The 19,121-nt window shown below is 68.1% G+C and carries 26 protein-coding genes and 1 tRNA gene; 18 read left to right on the top strand and 9 right to left on the bottom strand.

Annotated features, from left to right (window positions below):
* Nucleotides 1-3: 3 nt before the first annotated feature.
* The 5 genes from ACWDTP_RS17880 (at nt 4) to ACWDTP_RS17860 (ending at nt 3,278) form a co-directional block, all read left to right on the top strand.
* Nucleotides 4-210: a ferredoxin gene (locus ACWDTP_RS17880; RefSeq protein WP_450022055.1), complete on the top strand. Its 207-nt coding sequence runs from the start codon at nt 4-6 to the stop codon at nt 208-210.
* A 7-nt stretch (nt 211-217) separates the two neighbouring features.
* Nucleotides 218-763 (top strand): nuclear transport factor 2 family protein, encoded by a 546-nt coding sequence (locus ACWDTP_RS17875; RefSeq protein WP_450022053.1) that lies wholly within the window; start codon nt 218-220, stop codon nt 761-763.
* Between the two features lie 96 nt (nt 764-859).
* Nucleotides 860-1,987 (top strand): NDMA-dependent alcohol dehydrogenase, encoded by a 1,128-nt coding sequence (locus ACWDTP_RS17870; RefSeq protein ID WP_450022051.1) that lies wholly within the window; start codon nt 860-862, stop codon nt 1,985-1,987.
* Nucleotides 1,988-1,993: 6 nt separating this feature from the next.
* Nucleotides 1,994-2,425, top strand: a complete 432-nt coding sequence (locus tag ACWDTP_RS17865; RefSeq protein ID WP_450022049.1) for a nuclear transport factor 2 family protein — start codon at nt 1,994-1,996, stop codon at nt 2,423-2,425.
* Between the two features lie 7 nt (nt 2,426-2,432).
* Nucleotides 2,433-3,278, top strand: a complete 846-nt coding sequence (locus ACWDTP_RS17860; protein WP_450022088.1) for an SDR family NAD(P)-dependent oxidoreductase — start codon at nt 2,433-2,435, stop codon at nt 3,276-3,278.
* On the opposite strand, the gene ACWDTP_RS17855 is transcribed toward ACWDTP_RS17860, so the two are convergent.
* Nucleotides 3,275-3,583, bottom strand: a complete 309-nt coding sequence (locus ACWDTP_RS17855) for a hypothetical protein (RefSeq protein ID WP_450022047.1) — start codon at nt 3,581-3,583, stop codon at nt 3,275-3,277. The two genes, ACWDTP_RS17860 and ACWDTP_RS17855, sit on opposite strands and share 4 nt — an antisense overlap.
* A 118-nt stretch (nt 3,584-3,701) precedes the next feature.
* Between ACWDTP_RS17855 and ACWDTP_RS17850 the strand changes: the two genes are divergently transcribed.
* A complete protein-coding gene (locus ACWDTP_RS17850) occupies nt 3,702-4,118 on the top strand; it encodes an HIT family protein (RefSeq protein ID WP_450022045.1) in 417 nt (138 codons plus the stop codon).
* On the opposite strand, the gene ACWDTP_RS17845 is transcribed toward ACWDTP_RS17850, so the two are convergent.
* Nucleotides 4,078-5,508, bottom strand: coding sequence for a sensor histidine kinase (locus ACWDTP_RS17845; protein WP_450022043.1), 1,431 nt, complete (start codon nt 5,506-5,508; stop codon nt 4,078-4,080). The two genes, ACWDTP_RS17850 and ACWDTP_RS17845, sit on opposite strands and share 41 nt — an antisense overlap.
* 30 nt (nt 5,509-5,538) lie before the next feature.
* On the bottom strand, nt 5,539-6,258 hold the full coding sequence (locus ACWDTP_RS17840) for a response regulator transcription factor (RefSeq protein WP_450022041.1): 720 nt from the start codon (nt 6,256-6,258) through the stop codon (nt 5,539-5,541).
* A 107-nt stretch (nt 6,259-6,365) separates the two neighbouring features.
* Here ACWDTP_RS17840 and ACWDTP_RS17835 point away from each other — a divergent pair, with 107 nt between their 5' ends.
* The 3 genes from ACWDTP_RS17835 (at nt 6,366) to ACWDTP_RS17825 (ending at nt 7,728) form a co-directional block, all read left to right on the top strand.
* The gene (locus tag ACWDTP_RS17835; RefSeq protein ID WP_450022039.1) at nt 6,366-7,181 is read left to right on the top strand and encodes a hypothetical protein; all 816 of its coding nucleotides are present in this window, start codon (nt 6,366-6,368) and stop codon (nt 7,179-7,181) included.
* A gap of 27 nt (nt 7,182-7,208) precedes the next feature.
* Nucleotides 7,209-7,283, top strand: a tRNA-Thr gene (locus ACWDTP_RS17830).
* A 40-nt stretch (nt 7,284-7,323) separates the two neighbouring features.
* Complete coding sequence (locus ACWDTP_RS17825; RefSeq protein WP_450022037.1) at nt 7,324-7,728, top strand: HNH endonuclease; 405 nt, start codon at nt 7,324-7,326, stop codon at nt 7,726-7,728.
* Nucleotides 7,729-7,741: 13 nt separating this feature from the next.
* Here ACWDTP_RS17825 and ACWDTP_RS17820 read toward each other — a convergent pair whose 3' ends face one another.
* The 3 genes from ACWDTP_RS17820 to ACWDTP_RS17810 form a co-directional block, all read right to left on the bottom strand.
* Entirely contained in the window at nt 7,742-8,866 is a 1,125-nt protein-coding gene (locus ACWDTP_RS17820) for a 1,4-beta-xylanase (RefSeq protein WP_450022035.1), read from the bottom strand.
* Nucleotides 8,867-8,948: 82 nt separating this feature from the next.
* The gene (locus ACWDTP_RS17815; protein WP_450022033.1) at nt 8,949-9,650 is read right to left on the bottom strand and encodes a cutinase family protein; all 702 of its coding nucleotides are present in this window, start codon (nt 9,648-9,650) and stop codon (nt 8,949-8,951) included.
* 56 nt (nt 9,651-9,706) lie between these two features.
* On the bottom strand, nt 9,707-10,300 hold the full coding sequence (locus tag ACWDTP_RS17810) for a M15 family metallopeptidase (protein ID WP_450022086.1): 594 nt from the start codon (nt 10,298-10,300) through the stop codon (nt 9,707-9,709).
* Between the two features lie 112 nt (nt 10,301-10,412).
* On the opposite strand from ACWDTP_RS17810, the gene ACWDTP_RS17805 reads away from it, so the two are divergent.
* From ACWDTP_RS17805 to ACWDTP_RS17790, 4 genes are read left to right on the top strand one after another with little or no spacing between them, the layout of a single operon-like run.
* Nucleotides 10,413-12,749: a xanthine dehydrogenase family protein molybdopterin-binding subunit gene (locus ACWDTP_RS17805; protein WP_450022031.1), complete on the top strand. Its 2,337-nt coding sequence runs from the start codon at nt 10,413-10,415 to the stop codon at nt 12,747-12,749.
* 2 nt (nt 12,750-12,751) lie between these two features.
* Nucleotides 12,752-13,390: an SRPBCC family protein gene (locus tag ACWDTP_RS17800; RefSeq protein ID WP_450022029.1), complete on the top strand. Its 639-nt coding sequence runs from the start codon at nt 12,752-12,754 to the stop codon at nt 13,388-13,390.
* Nucleotides 13,387-14,274 carry an FAD binding domain-containing protein gene (locus tag ACWDTP_RS17795; RefSeq protein WP_450022027.1) on the top strand — a complete coding sequence of 296 codons (888 nt, stop codon included), beginning with the start codon at nt 13,387-13,389 and terminating at the stop codon, nt 14,272-14,274. Before ACWDTP_RS17800 ends, ACWDTP_RS17795 begins: the two co-directional genes overlap by 4 nt.
* Complete coding sequence (locus ACWDTP_RS17790) at nt 14,267-14,755, top strand: (2Fe-2S)-binding protein (RefSeq protein WP_450022025.1); 489 nt, start codon at nt 14,267-14,269, stop codon at nt 14,753-14,755. Before ACWDTP_RS17795 ends, ACWDTP_RS17790 begins: the two co-directional genes overlap by 8 nt.
* Here the strand turns inward: ACWDTP_RS17790 and ACWDTP_RS17785 are convergent.
* From ACWDTP_RS17785 to ACWDTP_RS17775, 3 genes are all read right to left on the bottom strand, one after another.
* The gene (locus ACWDTP_RS17785) at nt 14,744-15,178 is read right to left on the bottom strand and encodes a YdeI/OmpD-associated family protein (RefSeq protein ID WP_450022023.1); all 435 of its coding nucleotides are present in this window, start codon (nt 15,176-15,178) and stop codon (nt 14,744-14,746) included. The two genes, ACWDTP_RS17790 and ACWDTP_RS17785, sit on opposite strands and share 12 nt — an antisense overlap.
* Nucleotides 15,179-15,277: 99 nt before the next feature.
* A complete protein-coding gene (locus ACWDTP_RS17780) occupies nt 15,278-16,117 on the bottom strand; it encodes an SDR family oxidoreductase (RefSeq protein ID WP_450022021.1) in 840 nt (279 codons plus the stop codon).
* A gap of 43 nt (nt 16,118-16,160) precedes the next feature.
* A complete protein-coding gene (locus tag ACWDTP_RS17775; protein WP_450022019.1) occupies nt 16,161-17,069 on the bottom strand; it encodes an enoyl-CoA hydratase in 909 nt (302 codons plus the stop codon).
* Nucleotides 17,070-17,331: 262 nt separating this feature from the next.
* Here ACWDTP_RS17775 and ACWDTP_RS17770 point away from each other — a divergent pair, with 262 nt between their 5' ends.
* The 5 genes from ACWDTP_RS17770 to ACWDTP_RS17750 form a co-directional block, all read left to right on the top strand.
* On the top strand, nt 17,332-17,712 hold the full coding sequence (locus ACWDTP_RS17770) for an intersectin-EH binding protein Ibp1 (RefSeq protein ID WP_450022017.1): 381 nt from the start codon (nt 17,332-17,334) through the stop codon (nt 17,710-17,712).
* Nucleotides 17,713-17,759: 47 nt separating this feature from the next.
* Nucleotides 17,760-18,089 (top strand): hypothetical protein, encoded by a 330-nt coding sequence (locus ACWDTP_RS17765; RefSeq protein WP_450022015.1) that lies wholly within the window; start codon nt 17,760-17,762, stop codon nt 18,087-18,089.
* A 96-nt stretch (nt 18,090-18,185) separates the two neighbouring features.
* Nucleotides 18,186-18,575: an intersectin-EH binding protein Ibp1 gene (locus ACWDTP_RS17760; protein WP_450022084.1), complete on the top strand. Its 390-nt coding sequence runs from the start codon at nt 18,186-18,188 to the stop codon at nt 18,573-18,575.
* Nucleotides 18,576-18,622: 47 nt separating this feature from the next.
* Nucleotides 18,623-18,787, top strand: a complete 165-nt coding sequence (locus tag ACWDTP_RS17755) for a hypothetical protein (RefSeq protein ID WP_450022013.1) — start codon at nt 18,623-18,625, stop codon at nt 18,785-18,787.
* Nucleotides 18,788-19,121, top strand: a 334-nt coding sequence (locus tag ACWDTP_RS17750) for a trehalose-6-phosphate synthase (RefSeq protein WP_450022011.1), incomplete at its 3' end; no start/stop codon positions are given.

Here is a 19,121-nt window from a genome sequence, read left to right as displayed (position 1 = left end):
GCCATGACCTTTCGCGTCGAAGTCGACCTCGACCTGTGCCAGGGCCACGCGATGTGTGAACTGGAGGCCCCCGACTATTTTCACGTGCCGAAGCGCGGCAAGGTCGAGATCCTCAAATCCGAAGTACCCGAAGAGGATCGCGACGAGGTCGAACAAGCGGTGTGGAACTGCCCCACCCAGGCACTCATCATCAGAGAACAGGAGAGTTGAGGACACCATGCCCGCACTGGATCGCGCCGAACTCGACAACTGGGTCGACCGCTGGCTCAAGGCCAATCGGGAGGCCGAACGCGCCGGCGACTGGAAGCCGTTGGCCGACTTCTACACCGAGGACGCCACCTACGGCTGGAACATCGGCCCCAAGGAGGACGTCATGTGCGTCGGCCGCGACGAGATCCGCGACGTCGCACTGGGCCTGGAGATGGAGGGCCTGGAGAACTGGGTCTACGAGTATCAGAAGGTCCTGGTCGACGACCGGCAGGGCGAGGTGGTCGGGTTCTGGAAGCAGATCGCGCACAAGTCCGACGGAGGCCACGACGAGATCTACGGCATCGGCGGCAGCTGGTTCCGGCTCAACGATCGGCTGCTGATCGAGTGGCAGCGCGATTTCTTCGACTTCGGCCACGTGCAGAAGGCGTTCATGAACCTCATCGAGTCGGGCGATCTCACCCCCACCATGCAGAAGCGCATCGAGCGCAGCCTCGCGGGCGACAAACTGCCCGGCTACTACCCGCTCGGCCAGGCCCCGGTTCCGATCTGGTGACTCCCGGCCAAGCAGTTGATCGGGGGTGGGTGTGACGCACCTAACTAATGGCTCTAGTCTGTGGTTCACACCGGCTCTAGTGGAAGGCACGTGCAGATGAAGACAAAGGGTGCTCTCATCTGGGAGTTCAATCAGCCGTGGTCGATCGAGGAGATCGAGATCGGCGATCCCGTCAAGGACGAGGTCAAGATCCAGATGGAAGCGGCCGGGATGTGCCACTCCGATCACCACCTGGTGACCGGAGGTATCCCGATGGCCGGCTTCCCGGTGCTCGGCGGCCACGAGGGCGCGGGCGTCGTCACCGAGGTGGGCCCGGGAGTCGAGCATGTCGCGCCCGGTGACCACGTCGTGCTGTCGTTCATCCCGTCGTGCGGTGAGTGTCCGTCGTGTCAGGCGGGCCTGCGCAACCTGTGCGATCTGGGCGCCGGCCTGCTCGGCGGGCTCGCGGTCTCCGACGGCACCAACCGCATTCACGCTGACGGCAAGCCCGTTTTCCCGATGACACTGCTGGGTACCTTCAGCCCGTACATGGTGGTGCACAAGAGCTCGGTGGTGAAGATCGACCCGTCCGTCCCGTTCGAGGTGGCCTGCCTGGTCGGCTGCGGTGTCACCACGGGCTACGGCTCGGCCGTGCGCAGCGGAGACATCCGCCCGGGGGATGACGTCGCGATCATCGGGATCGGCGGCGTCGGGATGGGCGCCCTGCAGGGCGCGGCCAATGCCGGCGCCCGCAATATCTTCGCGATCGACCCAGTCGAGTGGAAGCGCGAGCAGGCGCTGAAGTTCGGCGCCACCCACGTCTTCCCGGACGTCAATGCCGCCATGGCGGGCATCGCCGAGATCACCTGGGGCCTGATGGCCAAGAAGGTGATCGTCACCGTCGGCGAGCTCAAGGGCGAGGACGTCGACAGCTACCTCAACCTGACAAGCAAGGGCGGCACCTGCGTGCTGACCGCGATCGGCAGCCTGCTCGACACCAGCGCCAACATCAACCTGGCGATGCTGACCTTGATGCAAAAGAACCTGCAGGGCACCATCTTCGGCGGCGGCAACCCCCACCACGACATCCCATCGCTGCTGTCGATGTACAAGGCCGGGAAGCTCAACCTCGACGATATGGTCACCCGCCAGTACAAGCTCGAACAGATCAACGACGGCTACAAGGATATGCTCGAAGGCCGCAACATCCGCGGTGTCGTCCGCTACACCGACGCCGATCGATAAGCCGATATGACTGACACACAGGACGTTTCGCCGGCGAGGGCGGCCTCGCTGGCCTCATGGCGGTGCGTGCAGTCCGGCGACAGGGACGGCTGGCTGGCGTTGATGGCCGACGATGTGGTCATCGAGGATCCGATCGGCGAGGCGGTCACCAACCCGGACGGCACCGGTGTGCGCGGCAAGGACGCCGTCTCGACGTTCTTCGACACCAACATCGGGCCGAACCAGCTCACGGTCACCTGCGAGGAGACATTCCCGTCCAGCTCGCCGACCGAGATCGCCTACATCCTGGTGCTGCACACCAGGTTTCCGAACGGCTTCACCGCCACCGTGCGCGGCGTGTTCACCTACCGGGTCGACGATGCCGGGCTGATCACCAACCTGCGCGGATACTGGAATATGGACGCGATGACGTTCGGCCAAGAGGATCCGGCCGGTTAGCGGGCCACTGGCCGGCCGCGGCGCCGTCGTCGTCGGTGGGACCCGCGGCGTCGGCCTTGCCGTCGCCGAGCTCCTCGCCTCGCAGGGTGCGGGCGTCGTGGTCAACGGCCGCGACGAGGCCGCCGCCGAAGCGGCTGCGCAACGGGTTTGCGGTGTCGCCCATAGCGGTTCGCCGTCCGATCCGGAAGTCGCCGACGCGCTGATCGCCCGGTGCGTCGCGGAGTTCGGGAGCATCGACATCCTGGTGAACTGCGCGGGGACCGCGGAACCGGCCGGCTCGTCGATCCTCAACGTCACCAGCACCCAGTTCGGCGAACTGCTCCACGCGCATCTCGGCACGGTGTTCGAGACCTGCAGGGCGGCGGCACCGAGGATGGTCGCGCAGGGCGGCGGGGCCATCGTCAACACCAGCTCGTTCGCGTTTCTCGGCGACTACGGCGGCACCGGCTATCCGGCCGGGAAGGGTGCGGTCAACGGGTTGACGCTGGCCATCGCCGCCGAACTCAAGGAGCACCGGGTGCGGGCCAATGTGGTGTGCCCGGGGGCCAGGACCCGGCTGTCCACCGGCGCCGATTACGAGCGGCACATCGCCGAGCTCAACCGCCGCGGTCTGCTCGACGATGTGAGCATGCGGGGCGCACTGGATGCGGCGCCCCCGGAATACGTCGCGCCGACCTACGCATATCTGGTCAGCGACCGGGCGAGCGAGGTGACCGGCCGGACCTTCATCGCCGCGGGCGGCTTCATCGGCGAGTTCGCCCGCCCCACACCCGGTTTCCTCGGCTACCGCGACCATCACGGCGCCGAACCGTGGACCGTCGACGAATTGCACGGTCTGATCGGCGGCGCCTAGACCCGCCGGTCGCACGCTCCCCGCTCATCCCGGCGGCCCCGGCGCGCCGGCCGGACCGGGTGCCGCACAGGCCGTTTGCGCGCCCTGAAGTAGGTCAGCACGACACGGTGGTCGCCGCGGGGCGACCGGGTACACGAGTGGTAGGTCCAGCCGTCCTGGCCGCGCTCGGCCAATTCGGGATGGTCGACGACCTCCCACCAGACATCGGCGAGCACGTCGAGATCGATCCACTCGAATCGGGCATCACGCTCACTCGGGAGGGTTGGCTCGGCACCGTCGGCGTCCCAGCCGACCGCGTCGGTCACGAGTGGATCACTCCCCTTCGCACAGGCTTGATGGGCACCACCAGTGAACCCGGAGGTTGTTCCCCGCGCAACGAGATGGAGGTCTCAAGCCGCGCCCGGGCTCACTATGCTCGTGGCCATGACGTCCGTCTTCACGAAGATCATCAATGGAGAACTGCCCGGCCGGTTCGTCTACACCGACGACGAGTTGGTGGCGTTCCTGACGATCGCCCCGATGACCCAGGGCCACACCCTGGTGGTGCCGCGGGCCGAGATCGACAACTGGCAGGACGTCGAGCCCGCGGTGTTCGGCCGGGTGATGGAGGTTTCGCAGCTGATCGGCAAGGCGGTGTGCCGGGCATTCGGTGCCGAGCGGGCCGGCGTGATCATCGCCGGCCTGGAGGTGCCGCACCTGCACGTTCACGTCTTCCCCGCCTATAACCTCACCGATTTCGGGTTCGCCAATGTCGACAACAACCCGTCGGCGGAGTCCCTCGACGAGGCCCAGGCGAAGATCAAATCCGCGCTGGCTGATCTGCGATCCGCGGCAGGGTGACCGTGAAGCGGCACCCCTGCCCAGGCGCGGTGGTGACGCGGACCGTGCCGCCGTGGGCGAACACCAGCGAATCCACGATGGACAGGCCCAGCCCGGTGCCGCCGCTGGCCCTGGTCCGCGAGGTGTCGGCGCGGTAGAACCGCTCGAACACCCGCCGGGCGTCCTCTTGGCTCATGCCGGGTCCCTGATCGCACACCTCGAGTACGGCATCGTCACCTTCGGTGCCGACCCTGACCGTGACACCCGCGCCCTCCGGGGTGTGCTGCAGCGCATTGGCGACGAGATTGCCCAGCACCTGGCGTAGCCGGGCGTCGTCACCGAGCACCTCGGGGGTCCCCGGGCCGTCGAACACCTCCATCGTCACGTTGCGTTGCGGGGCGATCGACCGGGCGTCGTGTACGGCGTCGGTGGCCAAGGTCAGCAGGTCGACCCGATGTCGGTCCAGCGGTCGTTGGGCGTCGAGCCGCGCCAGCAGCAGCAGATCCTCGACCAGCAGGCCCATCCGCCGCGATTCGCTTTCGATCCGGCCCATCAGCATCTCGACGTCGCGCGCGGCACCCTGGCGGTACAGCTCGGCGAAGCCGCGGATCGTGGTCAGCGGGGTACGCAGCTCGTGGCTGGCGTCGGTGATGAACCGGCGCATCCGTTCCTCGGAGGTCCGCGCCTGCTCGGCCGAGGCGTCCGAGGATGCCACGGCCTGCTGGATCTGGGCCAGCATGCCGTTGAGCGCCGAGGACAACCGGCCCACCTCGGTGCGCGGATCACGTTCCGGGACACGGCGATCAAGCTGGCCGGCGGCGATGGCCGCGGCGGTCTGTTCCACCTCGACGAGCGGGCGCAGGCTGCGATGCACCACCGCGTAGCCGGCGATGCCGAGCACCAACAGCACGGCCGCGCCGATGCCGACCTGCGACCAGATCAGTGCCCGCACCGAGGACTCCACATCGGACAGGTCGATCGCGACAGTGGTCAGCTCGTCGGCGGGGCCGGTCACCGTCATCGCGCGCCACTGCACGTTGGAATTGTCGATGGACCCCACGGTCACCGGCACCGGCCCGACGTCGTTGTCGTCGGGCAGGGCGGGTTCGGCCTCGCGGTCGTTGACCGCGATCCAGGTGCGCCCGTCGGCGTCGACGCCGCGGACGTAGAAATTCGACGGCGGGCGGGCCGGATTGGGGCCCTCGAGCGGTGTCGCGGGCGGCCGGCGCGGCGCCTGGGCCCAGCTCCGCGAGGCGTCCAGCAGTGTCTGGTCGATGCGGCTCACCTCGGTGTGCCGCATGATTGACGTGACGGCGACCCCTGAGGCGAGCAGCCCGCACGCCACCAACACCAGCGCGGCGGCCACCAGCCCGACCCGCAGCGGCACCCCGCGCTTCACCCGGTCAAACACCTATGAAGTATGGCGCCGGCGAACCGGCGGTCAGCGCGGCTCGCGCAAAACGTAGCCGACGCCACGCAGCGTGTGCAGCAGCCGCTTCTCGCCGGTGTCGATCTTGCGGCGCAGGTAGGAGACGTAGGACTCGACGACGTTGACGTCGCCGCCGAAGTCGTAGCGCCACACGTGGTCGAGGATCTTGGGCTTCGACAGCACCGTGCCCGCGTTGATGATGAAGTAGCGCAGCAGCGTGAACTCGGTCGGCGACAGCGAAACCGGCTCGCCGGCCTTCCACACCTCGTGGGTGTCCTCGTCGAGTTCGATATCGGCGAACGCCAGCCGGGCGTTGCGGGGTTCCTCGACGCCGCGGCCGGACCGGCGCAGGATCACCCGCAACCGGGCCACCACTTCTTCCAGGCTGAACGGCTTGGTCACGTAATCGTCGCCGCCGAGGGTCAGGCCGGCGATCTTGTCCTGCAGGCTGTCGCGGGCGGTCAGGAACAGCGCGGGCGCGTCGATGCCGTCGGCGCGCAGCCGCCGCAACAGGCCGAAGCCGTCCATGCCCGGCATCATCACGTCGAGGATCACCGCATCGGGGCGGATCTCACGGGCCTTGTCCAGCGCGGCCGCACCGTTGGAGGCGGTGTGCACCTCGAAACCCTGGAACTTCAGGCTGACGGACAACAGCTCGACGATGTTGGCCTCGTCGTCCACGACGAGAACGCGAGCTTCCGGGACGCTTTCAGGCAGTGCAGGCATGGCCATTCCGCAATGTTGACGCTGTCGCTTGTCCTAATCCTGCATGCGCGCTGTGTACTTCCTGTGAGTTTTGCTGTGATCGGCCTCACCCAGCCCTCCCTTAGACTGAGCGGATGAACGTCGGCAAAGCCCTCGTGGAAGTTGCTACCGCCCCCGTACGCATCGGGCTCGCGGTGGCCGATGCCGGGCTCGGCGTCGCCGCCCAGACCCTTGCCATCGTGCAGCGTAACGTCACCGACGCCAACCCGCTCAACGGCAGGTCATCGGTGGCGCACATGTTCGGACTGGACGATGCCGTGGACCGGGCGAACCGGCTCGCACGACTCATGGACGACGACGCACCGCTGGGCCGGGCACTCGCGCCCGACGGCCCGGTCAACCGGTTGCTGCGGCCCGGCGGGCTGGTCGATCAGCTGACCACCGAGGGCGGTCTGCTGGACCGGCTGACGGCCGAGAACGGGGCGGTCGCGCGGGCCGTGGCACCCGGCGGGCTGATCGACCAGGTGACTATGGAGGGCGGGCTGCTGGACCGGCTGACCACCGACGACGGCGCCCTGTCCCGGGTGATCGCGCCGGGTGGGCTGGCCGATCAGCTGCTGGCCAACGACGGCCTGATCGAGCGGGTGCTGCGCGAGGACGGTGTGGCCGACCGGCTGCTGGCCGAGGACGGGCTGCTGGACACCCTGACCGATCCCGACGGCCCACTGCTCAAACTCGCCGACGTCGCCGACACCCTCAATCGGCTGGCGCCGGGGCTGGAGGCGCTGGCCCCGACGATCGACGCCCTGCACGAGGCCGTCGTCACGCTCAGCCAGGTGGTCAACCCGCTCAGCAACATCGCCGACCGGATCCCGCTGCCCCGGCGGTCGCCCCGGCGCGGCACGCCCCGGCCGGTGGTGTCGCAGCGAATTGTCGACGCCGACGACTGACCCGTTAAGCTAAGGCGCGTTCCACCCGCCTCCTTAGCTCAGTGGTAGAGCGTTCGCCTTGTAAGCGGAATGTCATCGGTTCAATCCCGATAGGGGGCTCCACGCACCGATGGTTGTCGGTGCACGTCGGTAGCTTCCTCATATGAGGCTCTGTCGCGACTGCGGTTCACCACTGGAGAAGCGCAGCCAGAAGGCCTACTGCAGCAATGCATGTCAGGGATCAGCCCGTCGGAAGGCCAGTACGAAGCGTTGGCTCGAATCCGGCGAGGCATGGGTCGACGGTCGCCGCGGTCACTACATCCGGCAATATCTCGCCGACGCTCAGTCGAACTGCTGTGCGATCTGCGGCGCAGCCAGCGTGTGGCAGAGCCTTCCCCTCACGCTGGTCATGGACCACATCGACGGAAACCCGACCAACAATCGACGGGAGAACCTGCGATTGATCTGCCCGAACTGTGATTCACAGCTGCCCACGTACAAAAGCCGCAACCGCGGGAACGGGCGTCACTACCGCCGCGAGCGCTACGCCAACGGCCAGTCCTACTAGCCTGCCGTCGCGGTTAGACCGGGGCGGTCAGCTTACGCAGCGTCTGATACTCGGCGTCGCGATAGGGCCTGCCGTCCGGGCGGAGCAGATCGCTGAACCACACCTTGGGCACCGAGGTGTAGCGCTTATCCCAGGAATCCCACGGAAAATAGGTCTGCGTCTTGCCTGCGACCATGCCCCAGCTGTAGGCACCGACGTTGTGCCGCTTGGCAATCGGCAGCACCCCCTCGATTGTGCTGCCCTCGGTCCTGGCCAGGTACTCGGTGCACAGGATCGGCCGCCCGAACGGGGCGAGTTCCTCGACATGGGCCTCGAAATCGTGTGGGCCGCCGTAGGAGTGGAACGAGATGACATCGGAGTTGTCCAGCTGGAAATTCTCCATCTCGCTGCGGCTGCCGGGGCTCCAACCGCCCTGCCAGACACCGCTGGTCAACGGCTGAGTGGCGTTGACCGACCGGGCCCAGCCGAACACCTGCGGCAGCAGCCCACCGACGGCGTCGATCTTGTCCTTGCGTTCAACCTTGCCGTACTGCTTGGCCGGATTGTCCGGCTCGTTCCACAGGTCCCAGCCCAGGACCCGGTTGTCGTTGCGGAACTGGCTCATCACCCCGATGACGTAGTCGCGCAGCACCGGCCGGTAGCGGGGGTCGTCGATGCGCTGGGCCCCGGGGCTCTGCACCCAGCCCGAGTTGTGCACGCCGGGAACCGGTGCCCGCTGGGCGCCCGGCTTCGGGAACGGGTCCCAGCACGAATCGAAGAAGACGAAAAGCGGTTTGATGTTCTGGCGCGCCGAGATGGAGACGAATTGGGCCAGCCGGTTCTGGAAGCCGGCCCGGTCCTGTGTCCACAGCAGATCGTGCAGAAATACGCGTACGGTGTTGAACCCGAGCAGCCGGCAGGCCCCCAGTTCGCTGTCGATGCGCCGGGCGTCGTAGGTGCCCGCCCCGAACATCTCCAGCTGGTTGATGGCGTTCGAGGTGATGAAGTTGGTGCCCACCAGCCAGCCCTGCGCCTGATACCAGGCGTTGGCACGCTCGACGGGCCACTGGCCGGGCGCGGCGGTGGCGCGCGGGATGGTGGTCAGTGCCGCTGCTGCTGCCAGAACCAGCGGGATTTTGAGGGCCGTTCGACGGTGCACCTAGTGAACATAGTGGGCCCCAGCAAAGATCCCCTCGCTACGTATCACATTGCAATCATTGAGGTTTCGAATCGTTATCAGCTCAGAGCTTGCTGACCACGAACGCGGCCCCTTCACCGGCCATCCCGTTGAGCGCATAGGCCGTGTGCGCGAAGCTCGGCGCACCGGCCGGAGTGCCGTCGCAGATGGTGTCCCCGGGCGCACACAGCTCCTTGGTCTTGTCGACGTATTCGGGGCCGATCACGATCGCCGGCGCGCCGATATCGTGCATGAACTCGTCCGACGGCTCGCCGAACAGCACCACCGCGGCGACGTGCTCGGCGACGTCGGAGGGCATCGGCTTGGGCAGGTACTCCCGGTACTCGGGAGGTATGCCGTCCGGCACGGTGGCCGAGGTGGTGAACCCGGCGACGACGGCGCCCTGCGAATAGCCGCCGAGCGCCACCTTGGTCCTTGGGCAGTTCGCGGCGGTGGCCTCGATGTGGCCGGCCGCGTCCCGGATCCCGTCGACCACGGTCTTGGCGAATGCGATGCGGTCCCCGAAATTGCCGCTGGCCTCGTAGTTCACCGGGTACACATCGACCGACCGGCCGCCGGCCTGCGCGCGCAGCGCGTCGACGAAGGCCTGACCGGGCAACCCCACGCCGGGCGGCTCGAACGTGCCGCGGGCAAACACCACCTCGATATCGGGACACGGTTGGGCGGCCGCAGCTGGGGCAGGCGCGATCGGGAGGGCGCAGATGGCGGTCAGCGCGGCGCCCTGGACCAGTCTGGCTATACGCATGGCGACTCCAGGCACATCGGGTAATGCCGGTCGGTCCATGCTGACATAACCGGGATCTAGTTGAGCGGCACATTCAGAAACGGGCGCGGATCCGCGGCGCCCGGCCCGTCGAAATGCCACCACTCCCCCGCATACACCGTGAGCCCGCCGGCCTGCATCGCCTCGCGTAGCCGGGCCCGGTTGTCCTGCGCCGCCGGGCTCACGCCGTCGGTGGCGTAGGCCAGGCCGCGCGGCGAGAAGTCGTCGAATCCGGTGCCCATATCGGCTCCGGCGATGGTCACGTCGACCGAACGGCCCGCCTCATGGCTGCGCGCCGACGCGCCCGGCCGGGCCACCCAGTTCGGGTTGGGGACGGCCTCGAACATCCGGACCTGCACCTCATGCGGCCGGTAGCAGTCCCAGAACACCAGCCGGTCGGGCCGCAGCCGTGCCGCGGCCACCTTCAGACCCGGCACCAGCGACTCGTGCACCAGGCACCGTGCCCCGGCGGGGTAGAGCTGCTCACCCACGAAATTGTCGACGGTGGCGTAGCGCAGGTCGATCACCGCGTCGGGCACCACGCCGCGCACGTCCACCAGTCCGGCCGACTCCGCGGGCTCCGCCGAAGCGAGCGGCGCGGGCCCGCAGGCCAGCAGCAGCAGTCCGAGCAGGGTCCGTATCGCGGCGGAAATGGCGCTCTCTCTTTCGGGCACGTTTCCTTCCGATGTACGATAACCGCACTCTACTTACGCGCAGAAGTTGTCGATGATTCGGAGTGATCCTATGGCGGCACCGGCACCGGCCCCCGTCGCAACCCGCTACGCGGGGCGGCGGCTCGAGCGGGTGGAGGACACCCGGTTGCTCACCGGGCGCGGCACTTTCGTGGACGACGTCACCCGGCCAGGAATGCTGCACGCCTGCTTCGTGCGCAGCCCCTTCGCCCGGGCCCGAATCAACGGCGTCGACGCCACCGCGGCCCTGGCCCTGCCGGGTGTGCGCGCCGTGTTCACCGCCGACGACCTCAATGCGGAGGTGAAGGAGGCCTGGCACGCCGTGGCGGGCAAGGATATGCCCGACACCCCGCGTCCCCCGCTGGCCGAGGGCGAGGTCAAGTTCGTCGGCGATCCGGTGGCCCTCGTCGTGGCCGAGACCCGCTACCTCGCCGAGGACGCCGTCGACCTGGTCGACGTCGGCTACGAACCGTTGCGCGCCGTCGCCGACTTCTGCCAGGCGCTGACCTCCGAGGTGTCGGTCCACGAGGCCTACCCCGACAACAACGCAGGCGGGATGGGCGGCGCGCCACCCGACGAGGAGACCTTCGGCTCGGCGCCCCATGTGGTCAGCGAGCACATCTATCAGCAGATGCACGTGCCGGTGCCGATCGAGACCAGGGGCATGGTGGTCGAATGGTCGGCCTCGACCGGGGAACTGACCATCTGGGCGTCCACCCAGACCCCACACGAACTGCGGGCGTTCGCCGCCCGCCTGGTCGGCATCCCGGCCCAGCATGTGCGGGTCATCATGCGCGACACCGGCGGCGGGTTCGGCCAGAAGGTCGTGCCGATGCGTGAGGACATGTGCATCGTCCTGGCCGCCCGCAAGGTGGGCGCCGCACTGAAGTGGATCGAGGATCGCCGCGAGAATCTGATGTCGGCCGGGCAGTCCCGCCACGTCGACGGCGACGTCCGGATGGCCTTCGACGACGACGGCAACATCCTGGCCGCCGATATCGACTTCATCCAGGATGTCGGTTCGTATCCGACGCCCTACCCGGTGCTGACCACCGCCGCGATCGGCATGTTCTTCCCGGGCCCCTACCGGGTCCCCAAGGCCAGCTTCAACTACAAGACGGTGTTCTCCAACACCGCGGGCCTGCATGCGTACCGCGGACCGTGGCAGTACGAAACCCTCACGCGTGAAATCCTTCTCGACATCGCGGCCCGCAAGATGGACATGGACCCGGTAGAGCTGCGCCGTCGCAACCTGCTGCGCCGCGACGAGATGCCGTACTTCAACCCCAACGGCATGCCCTACGACCATGTCGCCCCGATCGAGACCTTCGAGCAGGCGGTCAAGATCCTCGACCACGAAGGGTTCCGCAAGGAGCAGGCCGAGGCATTGGCACAGGGCCGCTACCTCGGCCTGGGCTTCTCGGCCTACATCGAGCCGACCGGTGCGGCCACCGGCCACCTGGCCACCGAGGGCTGCACGATCCGGATGGAGCCGACCGGCAAGATCAACGTCTACGTCAACGGCGGGTCGACCGGAAACAGCCTGGAAACCACCGTTATTCAGCTCACCGCCGATGCGCTGGGCGCCGAGTTCGACGACGTCGCCACCATCCAGGGCGATACCGCGGTGACCCCGTACGGGGCGGGCACCCAGGGCAGCCGCAGCGCACCCATGACCGCGGGCGCGGTCAGCGAGGCCGGCGCCATCCTCCGCGGTCAGCTCGTCGCGATGGCCGCGGGCCGGCTCGGGGTCGAGCAATCCGAGATCGAGCTGGGCGGGTCGAAGGCCACGGCGCGCGACGATCCGGACAACAGCGTGACATTCGCCGATCTGGCCTACCGCGCCCACTACGAGCCGCAGCAGCTGCCGCCGGGCGTATCGGCGACGCTGGAGGCCACGGCCCGTTTCACCGCGCCGCCCACGGCACCGATCCACTGGGCCAACGCCACCCACGCCTGCACCTGCGAGATCGATGTCGAGACGGGCCGTGTCGACATCACCCGCTACATCGTCAGCGAGGACGTCGGCCCGATGATCAACCCGAACGTCGTCGAAGGGCAGATCGCCGGCGGCACCGTCCAGGGCATCGGCGGTGCGCTGCTGGAGAAGCTGTCCTACGACGACGACGGGAACCCGTTGTCGTCGACCTTCGTCGACTACCTGCTGCCCACCGCGACCGAGGTACCGGCCATCGAATACGGCCACGTCGAGATACCGGGGCCCGGTGTCGGCGGGTACAAGGGCGCAGGCGAGGGCGGCGCCATCGGGTCCACCCCGGCCGTCATCAACGCGGTCAACGACGCCCTGGCCCCGCTCGGGGTCACCCTGACCACACTTCCCGCCACCCCGTCCGCCATCGTCGCGCTGCTCGAAGAAAGGGGCCACTGACCGTGGAACTCAACAACGAATTCCGGGTCGCGGTTCCCGCCGCCCAGACCTGGGCGGTGCTCACCGACGTGGAACGTGTCGCCCCCTGCCTGCCCGGGGCCACCCTGCTCTCGGTGGACGGTGACGATTTCACCGGTGCGGTCAAGGTCAAGGTCGGCCCGATCACGGTGTCCTACCAGGGCGATGCGACCTTCCAGGAAAAGGATGCCGCCGCCCAGCGGGTGGTCCTCAAGGCCAACGGCAAGGAGACCAGGGGCAACGGCGGGGCGGCGGCACTCGTCACGGCGCAGCTCAAGGAGGATGGCGCCGAATCCACATTGGTGGTCGTCACCACCGACCTGACCATCTCGGGTAAGGCCGCCCAGTTCGGCCGCGGTGTGCTCGCCGACGTCTCGAGCGGTCTGATCGACCAGTTCGCCAAGAACCTGGAGGCCGAGCTGCTCGCCGGGACCACGCCGGCCGCCGAAAGCGGCTCGGCCGCTGCACCATCCGAGGCTCAGCAGGGCGCCCCGATCAACGCGTTCGCCCTGGCCAAGGTGATGGCGGTGCCGATAGCCAAGCGGTTCGCCCCGGTGATCGGCGCGGTGACGGCGGCCGGTGCCATCGGGTTCCTACTGGGCCGCAGGGGCAGGCACGCGTGAAGGCCTCCCCGTTCGCCTATCACCGACCCGGCTCGGTGACCGAGGCCGTGGCCGTGCTCGGTGAGTACGGCGACGACGCCAAGGTGCTGGCCGGCGGCCAGAGCCTGGTCCCGATGCTGGCGATGCGGCTGACCCATTTCGAGAACCTGGTCGACATCTCCCGGGTATCCGAACTCAACGACATCGAGCGGGTAGGCGATCAGGTGCGGATCGGCGCGGGGACCCCACATGCCATGGTCGGCATGGACGACGAGGTCGCCGAATCGGTTCCGCTGCTGAGCCTGGCCACCCCGCACATCGGGCATTTTCAGATCCGGACCCGCGGCACGCTGGGCGGTGCGATCGCGCATGCGGATCCGGCCGCCGAGTACGCGGCGGTGGCGCTTGCCTTGGACGCGACCATCGAAGCCACCTCCACCAGAGGCACCCGCGAGATTCCGGCCGCCGAATTCTTCACCGGTCTGTGGGAGACGTCGCTGGCCGCCGATGAGATCCTCACCGCCGTGCGGTTTCCGGTCTGGTCCGGCCGCTGCGGCTTCGCGGTGCAGGAATTCGCCCGACGTCACGGCGATTTCGCCATCGCCGGGGCGGTGGTCGGCCTCGAACTCGACGATGACAACCGGGTGACCCGCTGTGGCATCGGGCTGCTCGGGCTCGGGCCGACACCCAAGCGGGCCACCCCGGCCGAGGACGCCGTCATCGGCACCCCGGTCGGCAACATCGCCGACGAGCAGATCGGCCGGCTCGCCATGTCGGGGCTGACCGACATCCCCGCGGATCTACAGGGGTCGGCGACCTACCGCAGCCGGGTCGGAGCCACGATGGTGGCCAGAGCCTGGAAACACGCACGCACACAAGCCGTCGAGGGAGTTGTCGATGCATGAACTGCCGCTTGCGGTTTCGGTCAACGGGCACACCCATCGCGGGATCGTCGAGCCCAGGATGACGCTGGCCGATTTCCTGCGCGAGAACTGCGGGCTGACCGGCACCCACCTCGGCTGTGAGCACGGCGCATGCGGCGCGTGCACGGTGCTGCTGGACGGGCAGGCGGTCCGGTCCTGCCTGGTTTTCGCGGTGCAGACCGACGGCCAGGAGGTGACCACCGTCGAGGGCATCGCCGACCCGGACGGTGCGCTGTCCCCGGTCCAGGCCGCGCTCAAGGAATGCCACGGCCTGCAGTGCGGTTTCTGCACACCGGGTTTCGTCACGTCGATCACCGCTCTGCTGCGCGACAACCCCAACCCCACCGATTCTGAGATCCGCGAGGGGCTGTCGGGCAACTTCTGCCGGTGCACCGGCTACCAGGGCATCGTCAACGCCGTGCACCGGGCCGGCGAGAGCCCGGCACCGGAGTCAGTCCGCTAGCTCGGCAACGACTTTCGCGATGCGGCGGGACCGGGTCTCGGCGGCCTTGGCCCCCTCGACCGAGGTGACGTGCGCCTTCTGCTTGCTGTAGGACAGGTGTTCCCAACCGGCGGCGGCGCCGGGTGACGCGTCGAGCGCCGCCCGCAGATCGCCGGGTACCTGCACGGTGCGCGGTTCGGTGTCCACGGTCAGCTCCACATCGATGGCATCGCCGCCGCCGATACCGGACTCGCCGCGGCGCTCCGCGCTGAACGGGATCAGGAACCTACCGCCCATCGGGGCGACCGTCGACCGGTACCGGTAGCCGTTCACGTCCACCACCACGGCCGGACGCCTACCCGCGCCGAGTTCCTCGACCACATGGGCGGGTACCTCGATACCGGTGTTGTTGCCGTCCTGGAACATCGTCGTCGAGAACTTCATGATTCCTCCCGTGGCCAAACCTAACGGGTAGAGGTGCCGAGCCCGACGAAACCGTCGCGATTCGTCTGGGCCGACGACTATTTCGTCGAATTGGCGCAGCTAGTTCCCCGGCACGACGCCGCGCAGCCCGTCGGCGCCGAACGCCGGCTCGAGCATCCCGGAGATATCGGGTCCGCGGCGCAGCCCGTGGCCGCCGTCGACATTGATGGTCTGCCCGGTGATCCAGCCCGCCGCGTCGCTGAGCAGGAACACCGCCAGGTTCGCGATGTCGGAGACCTCGCCGAAACGCGGCAGCGGTGTGCATGCCTTGTAGTCGTCGACGGCGGCCGGGATCTCGAAGATCGGGCCGACCATATCGGTGCGGGTCAAGCCGGGCCGGATGCTGTTGACCCGCACCCAGGACGGCCCGAGTTCGTCGGCCGCCAGCATCAGCAGGTGGTCGAGTGCGGCCTTGCTCACGCCGTAGGCGCCGAACCAGCGGTGGGTATTGCTCGACGCGATCGAGGAGATGCCGACGAACGATCCGCCGCCGCCGCGCACCAGTTCCCGGCCGGCGTGTTTGAGCAGGTACATGGTGCCGTTGACGTTGAGATCGACCGTCCGGCGCCACAGTTCCGAGTCGATCTGGGTGATCGGCCCGATGGTCTGCGACCCGCCCGCGCTGTGCACGACCCCGTGCAGCCGGCCGTGCCAGGCGGTGGCGGCGTCGACGGCGCGGCCCACCTCGTCCTCGTCGGTGACGTCGGCGGGCTGGTAGCGCACCTCGCCCGGGCCGCCTGCCACGGTGATCTCCTCAACGGCCGTGGCGAGCTTGTCGGCGTTGCGGCCGATGAGCATCGCGTTGCCCCCGGAGGCGACGATGGCGGCCGCGGCACCTTTGCCGATGCCGCTTCCGCCGCCGGTCACCAGATACGTGCGATCCGCCAACGACAGTTCCACGGCGCCAACCCCTAATCCGAAACTAGAACAGGTTCTCGTTGCGTCAAGGTGTATCACGCCGGGCCGGCTTTGGGGGCCCCAACGTGCGCCAATCCGGAACATCGGGGGGCATACCGACCGGGAACCGATTCTCGTTGGCCGAGGCCCAATGCGCGTGCCCGAGTTCGTGAATGTGGAACGCGTGCCGTAGCGCCTCGGCGAAACCCATCGCGTCGGTGGCCGCGTTCACCGAATCCTTGACCAGCAGTGCCGCCATGGTCGGCCGCTCGGCGATCCGACGGGCGAACTCGAGGGTCTTGTCGTCGAGCTCGTCGCGGGCGAAGACCTTTGACACCATCCCCAGCCGGTGGGCCTCGTCGGCGTCGATCGAATCACCGGTCAGCAGCAGCTCTTTGGCTTTTCGCGCGCCGAATTCCCAAGGGTGAGCGTAGTATTCGACGCCCGGCATACCCATCCGCACCGCGACCACATCGCTGAACCTGGCATCGTCGGCGGCCACGATCAGGTCGCAGGCCCAGATCAGCATCAGCGCGGCCGAGATCGCGTTGCCCTGCACCTGGGCGATGGTGATCTTGCGCAGGTCCCGCCAGCGCTTGGTGTTCTCGAAGTAGAAGTGCCACTCCTGCCGGTAGGTGCGTTCGGCAACCCCATCGGCCGTCGCCCCGTGGGACCGGAACGTGGGATGCTGACCGGGCCCCGGCTGCCGCTCGGCCAGCGCCTGCTCCGACCCGAGGTCGTGGCCTGCCGAGAAATTCTTGCCCCGGGCAGCCAGGATCACCACCCGCACCCGGTCGTCGGCCTCGGCCGCACCGAACGCCTCGTCGAGTTGCACCAGCAGCGTTCGGGATTGGGCGTTCTGCGCGGCGGGCCGGTTCAGCCAGATCCTGGCGATGCGCCCGTCGTCGAGGGTCTCATACTCGACCTGGCGGGGTGTGTCATCGGAACTGACCATGTCGAAACCTCGTCCTTCGCCGGCACGTAACAAACTGCACCTTACGTGTATCGCGGAAGGTGACTCACACCGGCGTCACAGCAACCTTACAGAAGTTCCACAGCAGATGCCGAGACGTGCCGGTAGAACGCCGATCCCGAGGCGAATTCCCCTTGTGAAGGGTAGGCTGTCGAGCACCGGGCGAGAACATGGCCAGGATGGGCGATCCATCGCAACCGTGCATTCAGCAAACTGGTCAGGCACTCTAGAGAAGGCGTGACGAATGGCGGATTCCCAGCTCTCATTACGACGGTTGCTCATTGCGGGCTTGTTCGCCGCGGCGGTTGCCGCGGCCCCGGCGCTCGCGGCGTTCGGCGTTCCCGCCGCCGCGCTCGCCGACTGCCCCGGCGGGGAATCCGAGGACACCTACACCGGGGTGTGCGTACCGGATCTGGTCCCGAACTCCCCCGAGTTCAGCTCCATCCCCGGCAATCCCAGCCTGCCCGCGGTGAACGAGCCCGGCGGCGGCGGCGCGATCCCGTGCACCGGCGCCAATTCCGGCCAGTGCATCGGCCTGGCCGAGGAGCAGCAGGCGCAGGGCCCCCAGCCGGAGCCGCAGTCCACGGTCGGCAGCAGCCCGACCGTGACGGGCAGTATCGGCTGATTCGCAGACTCCGCACAGGGAGCTGCCAGCGGTCTTAGACTGCCGGTGTGAGCAGGCGTTGCGCGGTCGCGGCCGGATTCGTGGCCGTCGTCGCGGGCGCTGTGGCGCCCGCCCTGCTCGGCGGTGCGTCGGGCGTCGCACTGGCGGCCTGCGTCCCCGGGGAGGAGGCCGACGTCTACACGACGGTCTGCACCCCGTTCATGGTGCCGAATTCGCCGTCGCCGTTCTCGACCATCCCGGGCAATCCGGACATCCCGGCCATCGACGGCATCCCCTGCGTCGGTGCCAGCGCAGGCGCCTGCATCGGCCTGGCCGAGAACGCCGAGGCCGAGGGGCCGCGGGCGGTTCCCCGGTCCACGATCAGCGCCAGCCCGTAGAACTCTCAGGCAACTCGTAGAACTGGTGCAGATTCTGCTCAGCTTCCATAGAATCCTCCCCGACGAGCAGTCTGAATAACTACAGAAAGCGTGACGATGGCGACCTTCCCGTATTCCATGCGACGACTGATCCTGGCCGGCGGATTTGTGGTTGCTGTGGCCGCCGCACCGGCGATCACCGCGTTTGCCGTCCCCACGCCGTCCGCCCCCGTGGCGGCCTGCCCCTCGGGTGAGGAGGAGGACCTCTACACCGGGGTCTGCGTCCCGCACACCGTGCCGAATTCGGGCGGATCCTTCAGCTCCATCCCCGGCAACCCGAGCCTGCCCGCGGTCAACGAGCCCGGCGGCGGCGGCGCCATCCCGTGCACCGGGGCGAACTCCGGCGAGTGCATCGGCCTGGCCGAGGAACAGCAGGCCGAGGGGCCCCAGCCGAACCCGGAGTCGACCGTCGGCAGCAGCCCGACCGTGACGGGCAGCATCGGCTGATCCCGGATGCGGCGGCCTGGCCCGTTCCGGTCGCATACAGTTGTCCCATGCCTGCGAAATCAGATCCCGCCGAACTCGGCGATGTGGAGCCCCTGGCTGACAGCACTGCCAGCCAGGCGCGACGCGTCGTCGCGACGTATGCGACCGACGCCGACGAATGCCGGATGTTTCTCTCGATGCTCGGCATTGGACCGTCGAAAACCGAGGCCTGAGTGACCCAGGAAGGCGGCCGGGAGGCCGTCTTCGGAGACTCCGACTTCGTCGTGGTCGCCAACCGGTTGCCGGTCGACATGGAACGGCTGGCGGACGGCACCACGCGATGGAAGCGGAGCCCGGGCGGTCTGGTGACCGCCCTGGAACCACTCTTGCGCAAACGCCGCGGGGCATGGATCGGTTGGGCCGGCATCCCCGACAGCGACGAGGAGCCGATCGACGACGACGACCTGTTGCTGGTCCCGGTCCGGCTATCGGCCCAAGATGTGTCGCTGTATTACGAGGGGTTCTCCAACGGCACCCTGTGGCCGCTCTACCACGACCTGATCGTCA

Source organism: Mycobacterium sp. NPDC003449 (genome assembly GCF_053588415.1).
This window is presented reverse-complemented; position numbering and strand designations above follow the sequence as displayed.